The sequence below is a fragment of the Spirosoma harenae genome, from assembly GCF_054776975.1.
On sequence record NZ_BAAHBD010000026.1, the window covers coordinates 1 to 14,570 of the forward strand.

Annotated in this window: 12 protein-coding genes; 1 reads left to right on the forward strand and 11 read right to left on the reverse strand. The window is 44.8% G+C overall.

Going from position 1 to position 14,570, the window contains the following annotated elements; all coding sequences use genetic code 11:
• Positions 1-120 precede the first annotated feature (120 nt).
• The 6 genes from ACYVE4_RS24340 to mltG all read right to left on the reverse strand — a co-directional run bounded on the left by ACYVE4_RS24340 (position 121) and on the right by mltG (position 5,905).
• Positions 121-1,131 (reverse strand): hypothetical protein, encoded by a 1,011-nt coding sequence (locus tag ACYVE4_RS24340; RefSeq protein ID WP_461042873.1) that lies wholly within the window; start codon positions 1,129-1,131, stop codon positions 121-123.
• A 162-nt stretch (positions 1,132-1,293) separates the two neighbouring features.
• On the reverse strand, positions 1,294-1,914 hold the full coding sequence (locus tag ACYVE4_RS24345) for an L-threonylcarbamoyladenylate synthase (RefSeq protein WP_461042874.1): 621 nt from the start codon (positions 1,912-1,914) through the stop codon (positions 1,294-1,296).
• Between the two features lie 92 nt (positions 1,915-2,006).
• Positions 2,007-3,011 (reverse strand): glycosyltransferase, encoded by a 1,005-nt coding sequence (locus ACYVE4_RS24350; RefSeq protein WP_461042875.1) that lies wholly within the window; start codon positions 3,009-3,011, stop codon positions 2,007-2,009.
• Positions 3,012-3,241: 230 nt separating this feature from the next.
• Positions 3,242-4,189 (reverse strand): YihY/virulence factor BrkB family protein, encoded by a 948-nt coding sequence (locus ACYVE4_RS24355; RefSeq protein ID WP_461042876.1) that lies wholly within the window; start codon positions 4,187-4,189, stop codon positions 3,242-3,244.
• Between the two features lie 202 nt (positions 4,190-4,391).
• Positions 4,392-4,805: an acyl-CoA thioesterase gene (locus ACYVE4_RS24360; protein ID WP_461043014.1), complete on the reverse strand. Its 414-nt coding sequence runs from the start codon at positions 4,803-4,805 to the stop codon at positions 4,392-4,394.
• Between the two features lie 62 nt (positions 4,806-4,867).
• Positions 4,868-5,905, reverse strand: coding sequence for an endolytic transglycosylase MltG (gene mltG, locus ACYVE4_RS24365; RefSeq protein WP_461042877.1), 1,038 nt, complete (start codon positions 5,903-5,905; stop codon positions 4,868-4,870).
• A gap of 115 nt (positions 5,906-6,020) precedes the next feature.
• Between mltG and ACYVE4_RS24370 the strand changes: the two genes are divergently transcribed.
• The gene (locus ACYVE4_RS24370) at positions 6,021-6,518 is read left to right on the forward strand and encodes a YybH family protein (RefSeq protein WP_461042878.1); all 498 of its coding nucleotides are present in this window, start codon (positions 6,021-6,023) and stop codon (positions 6,516-6,518) included.
• A 202-nt stretch (positions 6,519-6,720) separates the two neighbouring features.
• Here ACYVE4_RS24370 and ACYVE4_RS24375 read toward each other — a convergent pair whose 3' ends face one another.
• The 5 genes from ACYVE4_RS24375 to ACYVE4_RS24395 all read right to left on the reverse strand — a co-directional run bounded on the left by ACYVE4_RS24375 (position 6,721) and on the right by ACYVE4_RS24395 (position 14,541).
• Positions 6,721-8,154 (reverse strand): TolC family protein, encoded by a 1,434-nt coding sequence (locus ACYVE4_RS24375; protein WP_461042879.1) that lies wholly within the window; start codon positions 8,152-8,154, stop codon positions 6,721-6,723.
• Entirely contained in the window at positions 8,144-11,350 is a 3,207-nt protein-coding gene (locus ACYVE4_RS24380) for an efflux RND transporter permease subunit (RefSeq protein ID WP_461042880.1), read from the reverse strand. Before ACYVE4_RS24380 ends, ACYVE4_RS24375 begins: the two co-directional genes overlap by 11 nt.
• A 26-nt stretch (positions 11,351-11,376) precedes the next feature.
• The gene (locus ACYVE4_RS24385; RefSeq protein ID WP_461042881.1) at positions 11,377-12,459 is read right to left on the reverse strand and encodes an efflux RND transporter periplasmic adaptor subunit; all 1,083 of its coding nucleotides are present in this window, start codon (positions 12,457-12,459) and stop codon (positions 11,377-11,379) included.
• A 131-nt stretch (positions 12,460-12,590) separates the two neighbouring features.
• Positions 12,591-12,926, reverse strand: a complete 336-nt coding sequence (locus ACYVE4_RS24390) for a hypothetical protein (RefSeq protein ID WP_461042883.1) — start codon at positions 12,924-12,926, stop codon at positions 12,591-12,593.
• A 259-nt stretch (positions 12,927-13,185) separates the two neighbouring features.
• Positions 13,186-14,541, reverse strand: coding sequence for a sensor histidine kinase (locus ACYVE4_RS24395; protein WP_461042884.1), 1,356 nt, complete (start codon positions 14,539-14,541; stop codon positions 13,186-13,188).
• Between the last annotated feature and the right edge of the window lie 29 nt (positions 14,542-14,570).

Here is a 14,570-nt window from a genome sequence, read left to right on the forward strand (position 1 = left end):
AGTATTCATTAGAAAACCTCCTGTTTTGTAGTTTGGCGACCACAAAGTTCAGGAGGTTTTCGCTTTTTTAGTCAGACCAAAAATTCGGGATGACTCATGTTTGTTTGTATCTGAATTAACTTATTGATATTGAATATACATTGGCTTCGGCGTTAGGGCTAAAACCTCTTCAGGAGTCATGATACGTGAACCCGGTTTGCGGAAATCGTTGTCGTAGAACAGTTTAAATCCTGTGTATTGAACAGGCTCTTTCTGAATATAGTCATGATACGAGTCTTTTTTCAGAACTGGTGGACCCCAGCCATCCATGTCCATTACGATCTGTACGTTTGGGTCGAGCTTGATATTTTTGTAATTCTTAATCATACCCTGCGTAAAGCGGTGAACGACCAGCACTTTCGGAGGCAAATTATTGTCTTTAACTATTTTGCTCAAAAATCGCACGGCCTGATTAACATCGGCCGCATCGTAGCTACCAATTTTTGTACCTGGCTTATGACCAGTCACCATTGAAAACTCGGGGTCGATACCGAGGTGAACGAACGGTAATTTCAGGTATTTCGTCAGGTATTCCATTTCGCCACCCAAATCAGCATGGCCCCGCTGAATATCCAGGAAAACGATGGATTTATGCTCATTTCCCCATTTAATGACTTTTTTGATGGTTTTGTCCGACATTCTCAGTCGATAACCGCCATCTTTACCCGGAGCGCCCTGAGCCGAAATAGCCACTAAATGCAAAGCAGGCTGAATGGGTGTAGCCGGATCTGCTTTTTGCCAGTTCGCAATTTCTTTATCCAATCGCTGCAACATTTCATCCTTTTCATACTTGCCAAGAATCCCCATTTTTTTAGAATGAGGATTGCCATAGTAAGCAAAAATCCGTTTGCCTGGCAGAATCGCTCCGGTTGGGGCATAAGTCATCGAGTCGAGCGTAGCGTCGCCAGTGTTGGCAGATCCCGTCGATGCTGTAGGTGCAGGCGTTGGCGTTTTGGACGAATCGGCAACGGGTTCTGCGGAGGCTTCAGCCGTGATTTTGCCTTTTTTTGACGAATCTTCTTTCGATTCAGTCGCACAATTGGTGAGGGAACTAAGAGCCAGCAAAGAGAGCGCGGCCAGGGGAAAACGCATACTACTTAATTGAGGTTAAATAACAGTTGCAAAAAAGGTAGATCTAGGGCAAATGGGCTGATAATCTTCTAGTTCCACTGAGCAATAACCTTGCCGCTATGGTCGGTTGTGTTGAAAGAGTACTAACCCTACGATGCAAGTATACTTTCTTATTGCAACTTTTCAAAGTACTAATTCGCCCAGCCCCTGACGGACGATCGTAAAATCATCATCGGTGGCATCAACAATCGTAGATGCAACATTGCCGCCATATCCACCGTCAATCACCATATCGACCTGATGTTGAAATTTCTCAAAAATCAACTCCGGATCCGTCGAATATTCAATGATTTCGTCTTCGTCCCGTATTGACGTTGTAATAATTGGATTCCCTAATTCATGGACAATCTGGCGAGGAATGGCGTTGTCAGGTACGCGAATACCAACTGTTTTCTTGTTGGTATTAAGCAGTTTAGGGACCTGATTCGTTGCCTGGAGAATAAATGTAAATGGCCCTGGTAATACGCTTTTCATTAGTTTAAACGCCTGATTACTCACTCGTGCATAATCGGCGATATGGCTCAGGTCGTAGCAGATAAACGAGAAGTCATTTTTCGTAGGCTTAATGCCCTTAATTCGGGCTACTCGTTCTACCGCTCGGGTGTTGTGGATATCGCAGCCCATACCATAAATCGTATCGGTTGGATAGATGATGACTGCCCCGTCGCGTAACGCATTGACTACGTGAGCAATTCGACGTGGATCGGGGTTTTCGGGATATAACTTAATAAATTCAGCAGACATGGCAATTTTCGGTTTACGGTGTTCGGTAGTTAGTTTTCAATTAACGAATAAGTACTTGGGGTGAACACTGTAACTAATAAACGATAATCGGCCTAACGCGGTTTCCTCCGAAACTGTATATACAATCGATAAAGCCTGTTAATAGGTACTTGTAGGCGACTCAAAACAAGAATTAGGCAGGTTAATTGATCTGGTTTGGCTATTCTGTAGAGAAGCATTCCAAATTGACCTGCTAAGTCAAATTGTCCGACATAAAAGGCTTTGCGGATGAACGTTTGAATGCGGTTTGCCAGTATTCGATATTCGTCGGAAGTTTCGCATAGATCGTAGGCTTTCCGGCAAACAATGTATGTAGATAATAAAAGGCTGTTTGATGGTAGACTAATTTGTGCAGAGAGAGAATTGCTCAACTGTCGTTTCAGGGTAAGTATCTCATCCTGATATGCATACTGATAATACTTCGATGAGCGCACCCAAAAATCAAAATCTTCATAAAATAGTGATTCATCATACCCACCAAGTTGGGTCAATACATTCCGGCGAATCATCATAGTGGGCGAACAAATAAAATACGCCTTCAGAATATCCTTAAATACATGACCTGTTGGCACGGCTTTGCAAGCCCGACCTTGACTATCAACAGGATAATGAAAGCCGATTTGTTGGCCATTTGTGTTGATGTACGCTGCATTAGAAAAAATAACACCGTATGAATTCGGTAACTGGTTGAATAGCAAAACCTGTTTAGCAATTCGGGTCGGCAAAAACACATCATCGGCTGACAGATCAATGATGAATTGGCCACGAGCTAATTGAAGTCCCTGATTGAAAGCCCGAGTCAATCCTAAGTTGACTGGATTTTTGATGAACAAAGTAGTAGGATGCTGCTGAATAAATTTGGTAATATATTCGACAGACTGGTCGGTACTTCCGTTGTCAATGACAATTAATTCAATCGGGGAATACGTTTGATTGATGACGGATTGGAGAGATTCAAGAACAAAATCCTGGTGATTGTAACAGATACATATAACCGAAACCAGCGGAGAGCACAAAATGGGGTCAGAATTGATTGGCAGGGAATTTGTCTGGCCCATCGCAATCGGTAATAAACAGTTTTAGGCTGTATTACAGACGATTCTGCCCTCGGTTTGTCACTGTTTTTGTATATGACAAAACATTAATAATTTATTTTTCGGTATCGAGGAAGTTGGCACACTTTTCGCCATCCTAAAGCGAACACGTATCCATTGCGTCATTCGTGGCGCCTGTGTTTGAGACGTGTGCTTTACATTTATGGGTTAGGTTTTGCAAACGTCATCTCGAATTATGAGGTGGCGTTTGTTGTTTTTGCCGCTACACTCGGATTTTTATCCCCTTCGAGATTATAAAGTGACACATTCATTTCAAACCCTAAAATGAGTAGGAGGGAGACTAGATTGATCCAGATCATCAACGCAATCAGCGTTCCTATAGACCCATAAAGTTTATTGTATGAGCCGAAATTGGCGACATAAAACGAGAAACCAAGTGTCGTCAGTACAATCAGAATAGACGCTGTAATAGCGCCTGGCCAAATGAAAATCCATTTCATATTGACGTTTGGTCCGAAACGATAGATGACCGAGACGGTGGCAATAAATACAGCGAGAACGACCAGATACCGTCCGAGTGTCAATAAGTTGACGAAGACGACATTGTTGAAAATGCCGAAGCGGAGCAAATAATCGCTGACAATACCACCAATAATCAGGACAACAACAGCCAATAGTAAAGCAAAAGCCAGCGTAAACGTTAGACCAATCGCAATGAGTCTGATTTTGAGAAAGCTTCGTCGTTCGGATGAGTGGTATGAAGAGTTAAATGCCTGCATTAGGGCCACTAATCCACTCGTTGCTGAGTACAAAGCAAGAAAGAAACCCAATGATAATACACCACTTCTTGGACGATTAATAATATCCCGAATGGTTGTATCGACCGAACTGAAGGTATCGCCATGTAAAACCTGCTGAAGAAACCCCATGATCTGTTCTTCCAAATCCGGAATGGGTACATACGGAATCAGCGTGAAAAAGAAAATAACGGTCGGGAAAACGGCCAGAATCAGGCTATACGACACTGAAGCTGCTCGCTCGCTGGTATCATTATCTGTGATCTGGGCGAGCATCCGCTTCAAAAAGGTATACCAGGTGCTTTTCGAGTTAAAGGGATGATGGTCGAGCAACCAAACCCGAACTCCTCTTAACGCCTTAAAACCCAGTATTTTGTCAAACATAGTTGTCGATGATGGTTAAGTGAGGTCAGCCGTTATGCCCTGTTTCTCCAACAAAATTTAACGTAACTCCCTTGTTTGTGTCCTCACAGACACCTTTCCGGTAAGCTGATCTTTGCTGACGCACAGGCGCCTGTGAGGATACAGACACAGGAATACCCCAATTAAAGTCTTAAGCTAAACGACTACCGACTACTTTTGAAACCTACTGTTCAAAAAAAGGTTTGGCGGCCTGAACAAGTTCTGGCGGGGCTGCACAGGGGCGCCCTGTTTCGGTTCTTACAAACACAAGCGTTGTCTGACCTGTGTTAAGCAATTGTCCATCCTGATTAAAGATTTCGTAATCAAACATCATTCGGGTTTTGGGTAATTGCGAAATGGTGACCCGAATCGTTAGCAAATCATCGTATTTCGCTGGACGGATAAAGCGAGAATTCAGGTCATAGACGGGCATCGAAATCCCGTCTTCTTCCATTTTTTTGTACGTCAGTCCCAGGTTGCGCAATGCTTCAACGCGGCCTATTTCATAAAAACGGGCATAGTTACCATAATACACAATCCCCATCTGATCGGTATCATAATAACGCACCCGAATATTCGTAACGTCGTGAATAATCATAGGAAAGCAGTGATGAGTGATAACCGCTCCGGTGGCCCGGTTATCACTCATCGTTCAAAAACTTATTTCATAATTTTCATTCGAGTGAGGGCCTGCTGATATAGGCGGGCGTTGGCCAGGTGTTCTGCCATCGTTTTCGAGAATGTGTGATAGCCGTTGAATTTAGCATCGACCACGAAATACAGATAATCGTGTTTCTCTGCATTCAGAACATTATCGATGGTGGCTGGTGATGGTAGATTGATCGGGCCGGGAGGGAGGCCGGTGTGTCGATAGGTGTTATACGGTGAATCGACGGTGAGCTGACGGTTCAGTAGTCGACGAATGGTGAAATCACGCAGAGCAAAAATGACGGTTGGATCGGCTTCCAGTTTTATGCCCTGTTTCAGACGATTTAGATAAACACCCGCTACGCGCGGTTGCTCATCTCGTTTGTTGGTTTCAGCTGCTACAATAGACGCAAGTACTTGCACTTGCGTTTGCGTCAAATTCAATTCTTTCGCTTTGGCCTGACGGTCGGGTGTCCAGAATTTCTTGTATTCCGTACCCATTCGTTCTAACAGAGCTTCGGGTTTAATCGTCCAGAACATCTCATAGGTATTGGGCAAAAACATACAGACGATGGTTGTCGTATCGAAGCCAAATTTTTCGCAGGTTGCTGGGTCGTTCAATAACTTACCTAACGCTTCTGAACCAAATTCGAATTTGCTTCCCAGGCGTTGGATCAGATCACTTTTTTGCCGCATGCTATTGAACGTAACCGGCATAGCATCCTGATTCCCACTGCGAAGTTTAACCAATGCTTCACGGTTACCCATGTTAGGTTTGATTTCATACCGACCTTCTTTAACCAACTCAGGGTATTTCATCATCTTGGCCAGAAACCGGAACGATGTTTCATCATTGAGAACTTTATGCGTCTTGAGCGTATCGATGACCGATTCGAAGGTGGCTCCTCTCGGAATGAGAAGCGCAAACATTTTGTCGCCATCTTTTACCTGGAGATTGGGACTTTTGAAAACTTGCCAGAAGTAAAAGGTAAATGTCGTTAGCAGAATAGAAACGGTGAGGAACAGGCCAATTTTGAAATTGCGAGACATAGTATAATGACGATGTACGATGTTCGAATTACGATTTATTGTGGACGTGTTTTCACTAATCGTAATTCATTCCGCAAATTTACGCCAAAACATCACCAATCTGTTCACCTGACTCATGAAGTACGCATTATCTCTTTTAGTTCTTGGTTTTACAATTACGTCCTGCCGGACGAGCACGGATAGTCCACGATCCATGAATCCGGCTGCGGCAGTACGCCAGAAAGCCATTGACGAAATTCGTGAGGCCGACCAGAATTTTAGCCTTCTTTCTGAAAAACAAGGCATGGCGAAAGCATTTACGACCTACGCGTCGGATGATGTGATTAAACTAAATGACGGGGCAGCCCCTACAGTTGGGTTTGATTCACTCCGGGCGCAGATGAGTCGTCTACCAGCCAACGGCCCGGTTCTGACCTGGCAAGTTCTGAAAGCCGATGCCGCGCAATCAGGCGAATTAGGCTATACGTTTGGGCAGTGGATGCTTACTGGAAAAGATGATTCTGGTAAGAAAAAGACCCAATTTGGTGTATACGTGACCGTTTGGAAACGCCAGCGCAATGGTCAGTGGCGGTTTGTAATTGATGGCGGTAACACGACGCCGGAGCCAAAATAGTAAGGCATAGTAATAGGCTCATTTGTCATCCTGACCAAAGGGAAGGATCTTAAAGTATCCTTACTTGCGTAGTAGGAAATATTGAGATCCTTCCCTTCGGTCAGGATGACATAATTTTAGGATCAACTATGCACAAAAATAAACCCTAAAAGGAAAAGCCTTTTAGGGTTTTACAACGTATAAAGCAATCCAGGGTAATCGTTTATCGCCAGCCACCACCTAAAGACCGATACGCATTGATCTGTGCATTTAATTGCTGCTTACGAGTCTCAATCAATTCCATTCGAGCTTCCAATACATCCCGTTGAGTTAACAGCACTTCCATATAGTCAGCTCTGGCTGAGGTGAATAACTTGAGCGAAATACTGGTTGAGGCAGTTAACGCTTCAACCTGACTGTTTTTTGAATTATACTTTTGTTCCAGATTGTTTATGTTCGACAACTGGTTGGCTACTTCGATGTAGGCATTCAAAACCGTTTTCTCGTAATTATAAACAGCTTGTATCTGTTTGGCATTCGCACTTCTGTAAGTAGCCGTGATTTCATTCTTATTAACGATCGGCCCAACTAAATCCCCAACCAGCGAAGCAACTATCGACTCTGGCGTATTTAGTATGTACAACGGATTGTAGGACATCACTCCCAAAAATCCGCGAAGCGTTAATGAAGGATAAAAGTTAGCTCTGGCCACCATTACATCTAGTTTGGCTGCTTCCAGATTCCATTCTGCCTGCTTAATGTCAGGCCGGTTTTCCAGCAATTGGGGCGGGATACCCGCAGCCACTTTTGACGGTACCAGGTTGCCGAAATTCTGAGAATTTCGTTGAACTCGCTGCGGAAACCGACCAACAAGGAAATTGATATGGTTTTCCGTTTCAACAATACGCTGCTGAATTTCGTATTGTAGGCTTTGTGTTTTGAATACTTCCGCTTCGAATCGGCGTACAGCTAGTTCGGTTACTTTAGCGGCTTCTTTCTCCTGTTTTGTTATCGACAGGGCATTGTTCAGAATAACCAAGTTCCGCTGTATGATCTCCAACTGATTATCATACGACATCAACTCATAATACGAATTAGCGATTTCGGCTACCAGATTAGTAACCTGAAAGTTTCGTCCTTCAATAGAACCCAGGTACCGTTGAACAGCGGCTTTTTTAGAGTTCCGCAGTTTACGCCAAATGTCCACCTCCCAACTAGCCGTCGCACCAAAATAGAGATTTGGCAGAACGGCTGGCGTTGGTATACCAGGTTTAATCTCTGACACTTCATCTGCGGCCCCCTGACTCGTATATCGAGAGACTTTATCAACACCAGCGCCACCACCCAGGCCAACAAAAGGACGATAGGCCCCGGCTCTGGCTAACACTTCGTTGTTGGCAATCTGAATTTCCTGTAACGTAATATTTAGTTCCTGGTTGTTATGCAGCGCCGTATCGATCAGGGCAGCCAGATTGGGATCGGTAAAGAATTGATGCCAGGCCATCTTGCCCGTGTTGGTAGAGTCCTGTGAGCCGTTATAGCTCACAGGGACTGCTTTATTCTCTGTTTTCGAAACCAGATACGGTACGTTACAGGAGAAATTGAGTAGGGTAATGCTTACTATTCCCCCCCAACTTATGACTCGTTTAATGCTCATTGACTTCACTTTCTTCAGGTTGGGGAAAAATATCGACTGAATGAACCAGATTATCGGTTAACGAATCACCTTCTTCATCCTTAATCATCTTACGGCCGTCGGCCAGATTGCCAAAAATGTAGTACAATCCAGGGATGATGATTACCCCGAAAATGGTTCCGAATAACATACCACCCATGGCAGAACCACCAATCGTTCGGTTACCGATAGCGCCTGCACCGTGTGCAACGATCAACGGAATCAGACCGGCCACGAAGGCAAATGAGGTCATCAGGATTGGGCGGAAACGAACTTTGGCTCCTTCAATGGCGGCATTCAGAATCGTTTCTCCCTGCTGGCGTTTCTGTACGGCAAATTCCACGATCAGTACGGCGTTTTTACCCAACAGACCAACCAGCATGATGAGTCCGATCTGGGCGTAGATGTTGTTTTCGAGCCCCATCATTTTTAGCATCAGGAACGATCCGAATATCCCAACCGGTAGTGAGGTTAAAACGGCCAGCGGAATGATGAAGCTTTCGTATTGAGCGGCTAACACCAGATACACGAACGCCACCACAATTAGGAACACATATAAGGTTTCGTTACCCCGAATCGATTCGTCATAGGAAAGACCTTCGAATGCAATGTCGTACCCTTTCGGCAGCGTCTTAGCGGCTACCTCCCGAATGGCGGCAATAGCCTGGGCTGTGGTATAGCCTTTACCCGGTAGCCCCTGAATAGCGGCTGAATTGTACAAATTGAAGCGGGTAATTTCATTAGGACCCTGCCCTTTTTTCAACTTCATAAAGGCCGAGTAAGGTACCATTTCACCCGCATCGTTTTTCACAAACAGACTTAACAGATCGGACGGAAGTCTTCGAAAACTAGGATCAGACTGCACATACACTTTGAAGAACTGGTTGTATTTAATAAACCCTTGTTCGTACGTACTACCGATCATGATGTTGAGGTTATCCATCGCTTTCCCGATGGATACGCCTTTTTGCATGGCCAGATTATTGTCGATCTCCAGTTCGTACTGCGGATAGTTGGCGGCAAAGAAGGAGAACAAGCCTGTCAGCTCTTTCCGTTTTGCCAGATTATCCATAAACTCCTTCTGGATTTTATCGAACTCCGCGTAGTCGGTATCGGTGTTTTTATCCAGTAAACGCATGGAGAAACCGCCCGATGTACCGAAACCAGGAATGGCTGGTGGCTCGAAGAATTCGACGGTCGCACCGAGGTTTTTCGATTTAACCTCCAGCTCTTCCATGATTTCTTTCACATTCTTATCGCGATCTCCCCAGGGTTTCAGGTTGATCAGACACGTACCCGCGTTGGAACCCCGACCTTCGGTCATAATCTCGTAACCAGCTAGCGACGATACCGATTCGATGCCTGGAACCTCTTCGCAAATTCGCTGAAGTCGTCGGGAAACTTCATTGGTTTTTTCCAGCGTAGAACCCGGTGGTGTCTGGATAATCGCGTAAATCGTACTCTGGTCTTCGTTCGGAATGAAGCCCGCTGGCAGAATCTGATTCACATAAGCTATTCCAAGTCCGAACACTAATAGGATGACGAACGTAACCAAGCGTTTGTTGACGATTAAGCGTAACAGACCCACGTATCGTCCGGTCATTTTATCAAATCCCCGATTAAAGCTGTCGAGTGCTTTGGTCAATAAGCTTTTCTTCCGGGCGTGTCCATGATGATTTTTCAACAGCATGGCGCACAACACAGGCGTGAGCGTCAGAGCGATCAGGGCCGAAATCACAATCGAACTAGCCATCGTAATCGAGAACTGACGATAGAATGTACCGACCGGACCCGACATGAAGGAGATTGGTAGGAACACCGACACCATCACAAGGGTAATCGCAATAATAGCCCCACTGATTTCCCCCAATACTTGCCTGACCGCACCAAAAGGCGTCAAATACGGCTTTTCCTCCATCTTGGCGTGTACGGCCTCCACCACCACAATGGCATCATCGACCACAATACCGATAGCCAGTACCAGTGCGAAGAGCGTAATCAGGTTAATAGAAAGCCCAAATGCCTGTATCACAAAGAAGGCCCCAATCAGGGATACCGGAACGGCAAGGATTGGAATCAGAGTAGAACGCCAGTCGCCGAGGAATATAAATACCACCAGGGCAACCAGTAAGAAAGCATCGCGCAACGTGTCAATTACCTGCTCGATAGAGGCATCTAAGAAGGTAGATACGTCATAGCTGATTTTATAGTCGACCCCTGGAGGAAATGACTCTTTCATTACCTCAAGCTTCTTCTTTACTTCTTCAATAACCACGCTGGCATTACTTCCATAGTTTTGCCGCAAGACAATAGCGGCCGACGCGTGACCATCCAGATTCGAATAAATATCAAAGAATTCACTGCCCAATTCCACTCGGGCGATGTCCCGTAAGTGAATGCTTTCTCCCTGAGGATTGGCCCGGATAATGATCGATTCGTACTCTTCCGGCTTGTTATAGCGTCCTTTATAGGTCAATACATATTCCAGCGATTGGGCCGCAATACCAGAGCTTTGCCCGATCCGGCCCGGACGACCGATGATACTCTGCTCACCGATAGCCTTCATGACTTCTTCCGTGGAAATCTTGTAAGCCCGCATGCGCTCAGGATTCAACCAAACCCGCATGGCATACCGACGGCTACCCAATATTTGCGCCCGCGCTACCCCTCTGGTCCGCTGAATTTCAGGGATCATTTTAACGGTAGCGTAGTTGAACAGGAATTTTTCGTCAATGCTCTTTTCCTTCGAATAGAGGTTGACATACATCAGCATGGATGGCTGAATCGGTGTAATAATTACCCCTTCCCGTTGAACCAGTTCGGGTAGGAGGGGCATAACCTGGTCAACCCTGGTTTTTACCCTGATAACGGCGTCATTCGGGTCCGTCCCCGGTTCGAAAATGATCCGGAGGGTAGCCTCCCCAGCACTGGTGGCATCCGTAGCGATGTAGCGCATGTCCTGTACCCCGTTGATCGCCTGTTCCAGCGTAATCAGGGTGGATTTTACCAGTACATCAGCACTTGATCCGGGATAGGCAATAAATATATTTACGGTCGTAGGAGCAATGTCAGGAAATTGAGAAATCGGCAATTGCTTGATAGCCAGTACCCCAATGAAGACAATCATGACCGATATTACAATAGCGAATACAGGTCTTCGTATGAATTTACTAAACATATCTTCCGGTTTTTAAACTTGTTGAGTTACTCGGCATAAAGCTCTAAATGAGAGATAACAGAAGCAGGCTGAACGAATTTGGCGTGTATTTTTTCGTTTTCTCTTACCTGCCGTAAGCCTTCCAGTAGGATCTTATCGGTTGGAGCAAGACCACTTTTTACAACAAAAATGTGAGGCAGTTCCGCGCCAATCGTGATTTCCCTCGATCGAACCTTATTCTCTTTATCGATCACGTAGACATACTTCTTTTCCAGCACTTCGAAGGTCGCTTTCTGGGGGATAATCAGGGCATTCTTAAGTGGCAGGGTCATCTGGATATTACCCGTTTCACCATGACGCAATAGCCCATTTGGGTTCGGGAATGTGGCCCGGAAAGCAATGTTACCCGTTTCGTTGTTGAAGTCAGCCTCAACGGTTTGTACAACACCGGGATATTTAAATAGCTGTTGGTTCGCCATCAACAGGTTTACATGATCCATGTTTTCCTGCTGCGTGTGGCTTTTATAGTTCAGATATTCGGCTTCCGGTACGTTGAAGTAAACCCACATTTTACTGTTATCCGACAGGGTGGTTAGTAAATCCCCCTCGTCAACTAAGCTACCGAGTCGTACCTGGAAGTGATCCATAATGCCGTCGAAAGGCGCTCTTACTTCCGTAAAGCCTAAATGAACTTTTGCTAAGGACACTTCAGCATTTGCCTTGTCGAGCTTTGCTTTCGCCAACGCTAATTCGTTTTTAGAAACGATGTTGCTGTCTGCAAGCGCTTTGGTGTTACGGTATTCGACACCTACGAAATTGGCTTCAGCTTCAGCTTTTTGCAGTTCAGCCTGGTATTGTATGGGCAGAATCTGGAACATAAGCTGCCCTTTTCGGACAAGCTGCCCCTCATCTACATAGATTTTCTGCAGATAGCCTTTTTCCAGCGCCCTCAACTCGATATGCTGAATAGCATGAATCTGAGCCACATACTGATTGGTGATCGTAGTGTCTGCCTTTAAGGGACTTGTGACCTGAAACTCAGCTTCTTCTTCTTTTTCTTCTTCTTTGTGAGTACAACTTGTCGCGTAAAACAAGGCGCACAAGCTCATTAGCATCAGGATTCGCTTCATAAGTATTTTTAACGTTTTTAAGATTAGCATCGGCCAATTGACATTGCTGAAATGGGATAGTTGAGTTCGTTTCATTCTTCAGGTTGGCCTTCGCATGGTAGAATAGTGAGGGTTAATAATTATGTAAGATTTTATTTTGCTGGAGTACGTTGAACGGTGACGGGCTGATTGGTAGGTACGTTGAACGTGTGTTCCAGTCGCACAATCAAGCTGTCTTTCTGCTGATTGGATCGTTTACAATCTGAAAGTTGCTGCTGCCAAATCATCAGATCTGCCGGGTGTACTAAACTGATTAATTCAGATTCGTACATGCTACGCTGTCGGCTTTGATCATACAACAGAAACCCATTGAACCCCAGCGAAAGAGCTAGAGCCAATCCGAATCCATAAAGCAAAATCGAAGGGAAATTCCGGCGCTGCATTACTTGTATCTGTGTTGCTTGTACACAAACCAAGCGTCGCGACATTAAAACGGTATGAGAGAGAAATTAAAAAATATCGGAAAAGTTTAAGACCTAACCTTTTCTGTTGCGAATAATGCGCTTTTATTCTTTGATAAATTCAATTTTAACTTCGTATAGGAAAATTAATAACTGATTATATCTACTAATAGGCATGGAAATTCCTTACGGCCTATTTTAATCTCGTCGCATTTTCTGCCCGAGAATTGTATACTCTCCAGGCTATACGCAGTTGCTTTTTTTAGCTAAAAATGAGTTGGAGGATTTATACCTGACAAGGTAAATTTATCGTAACAGTTGTTCCTTGATTAACGTTTGAAGTAATTTGAAGTAAACCCTGATGCAAGTCGATGATCTTCTGGGTTAAGGCCAGACCAATGCCATAACCCGGCACATCCTCTACATTTTTTCCTCGGTAAAGTGGATCAAGTATATGAGATGCATCGGTTGTAGTAATACCTCGTCCCTGGTCGACTACAGTTACAATAATTTGCTCTTTTCGGACTTTTAGTTGCGTAGAAACCGCTTCGGTGGAGTATTTACAGGCATTATCGAGTACGTTCAAAAAAGCCGTAGTCAGTAATGTCGCGTTGCCTTTTACTGTGAACGATTCCTCCTCATTGGTCTTAAAACGAAGCGGGAGATTACGGTCTGGATATTTGGCTTGCACTTTCTCAATGGCAGTGAGCAGGCAATCATCGACTTGTACAGATGTTAAAGCAATGGTTCCATCAGTTACCTTGGCTAAACCCAATAAGCCATTCGTCAGGGAAATTACTTTTTTTAACTCGTCAACAGCAACTTCCATACTTTCGCGCCAATCGGCTGGATTCTGGTCGTATCGCAGAGACGTTTCCAGCGTGCCTAATGTGTTTGTGAGAGGGGTACGCAATTCGTGCGAAGCATGGGAAACAAAGCTTCGCTGAGAAACAAAGGCATCCTGTAAACGAAAGAGCATCTGGTTGAACGTCATGGCGAGTTGGGCTATTTCATCCCGACGATTTCCCTCATTCACGCGCTTGTGCAAATGGGTAGCGGTAATCTGCTCGACTTCATCGACAATCTGCGAAATGGGTTTTAATACTCGACCTGAAAAATACCAGCCCGCCAATACAATCAGCGTAAAACCCAGTAGATTAGCCAGTATCAGAATTTGTTGTAACGTACCCAGTTTGGAGAATCCAATCCGATCATAACCAGAGGCAAAAATGTAAAACCGTTGCCCTCGATCGCTGTAGGGCATGACGATGGACTCGAGGTGACCACTTTTGAATTCAAAAAGTGTATTGGTCGCTAGTAAGGGTATTTTTTCTTTGTAATAATCTGATTCTTTGAGTGTTCGATTGGTAAATACAAGTTTATGATACTGATCGTAAATACTGATTTGCTCCTCGACAATCGTGAGCAGGTCCGTCCGTACCATGTTTTTAAAAAAATCATCGTGCAAATGCCGTCGGGAGATCAGCACCCGACCCGCTACCCGAGCTTTCGATTCCAGTCGACTATAAAATTCCTCCTGCCGATACAGCGAATAGAAGTACCACACCAGCAACGATAGCGTAACCTGGATTGCCGTAGCCAGCAGAGTAAAAATGATTGTCAGGCGGTTGCGAATGAGCATGATTGTAGGTTAGTGATGAACGATGAGTG

What these genes read in the sequence shown, in the direction of transcription:
- ACYVE4_RS24340 (WP_461042873.1), bottom strand. Translation starts at nt 1,131, where the DNA reads ATGCGTTTTCCCCTGGCCGCGCTCTCTTTGCTGGCTCTTAGTTCCCTC.
- mltG (WP_461042877.1), bottom strand. Translation starts at nt 5,905, where the DNA reads ATGTCTCGCAATTTCAAAATTGGCCTGTTCCTCACCGTTTCTATTCTG.
- ACYVE4_RS24385 (WP_461042881.1), bottom strand. Translation starts at nt 12,459, where the DNA reads ATGAAGCGAATCCTGATGCTAATGAGCTTGTGCGCCTTGTTTTACGCG.
- ACYVE4_RS24395 (WP_461042884.1), bottom strand. Translation starts at nt 14,541, where the DNA reads ATGCTCATTCGCAACCGCCTGACAATCATTTTTACTCTGCTGGCTACG.
- ACYVE4_RS24350 (WP_461042875.1), bottom strand. Translation starts at nt 3,011, where the DNA reads ATGGGCCAGACAAATTCCCTGCCAATCAATTCTGACCCCATTTTGTGC.
- ACYVE4_RS24355 (WP_461042876.1), bottom strand. Translation starts at nt 4,189, where the DNA reads ATGTTTGACAAAATACTGGGTTTTAAGGCGTTAAGAGGAGTTCGGGTT.
- ACYVE4_RS24360 (WP_461043014.1), bottom strand. Translation starts at nt 4,805, where the DNA reads ATGATTATTCACGACGTTACGAATATTCGGGTGCGTTATTATGATACC.
- ACYVE4_RS24380 (WP_461042880.1), bottom strand. Translation starts at nt 11,350, where the DNA reads ATGTTTAGTAAATTCATACGAAGACCTGTATTCGCTATTGTAATATCG.
- ACYVE4_RS24390 (WP_461042883.1), bottom strand. Translation starts at nt 12,926, where the DNA reads ATGTCGCGACGCTTGGTTTGTGTACAAGCAACACAGATACAAGTAATG.
- ACYVE4_RS24375 (WP_461042879.1), bottom strand. Translation starts at nt 8,154, where the DNA reads ATGAGCATTAAACGAGTCATAAGTTGGGGGGGAATAGTAAGCATTACC.
- ACYVE4_RS24345 (WP_461042874.1), bottom strand. Translation starts at nt 1,914, where the DNA reads ATGTCTGCTGAATTTATTAAGTTATATCCCGAAAACCCCGATCCACGT.
- ACYVE4_RS24370 (WP_461042878.1), top strand. Translation starts at nt 6,021, where the DNA reads ATGAAGTACGCATTATCTCTTTTAGTTCTTGGTTTTACAATTACGTCC.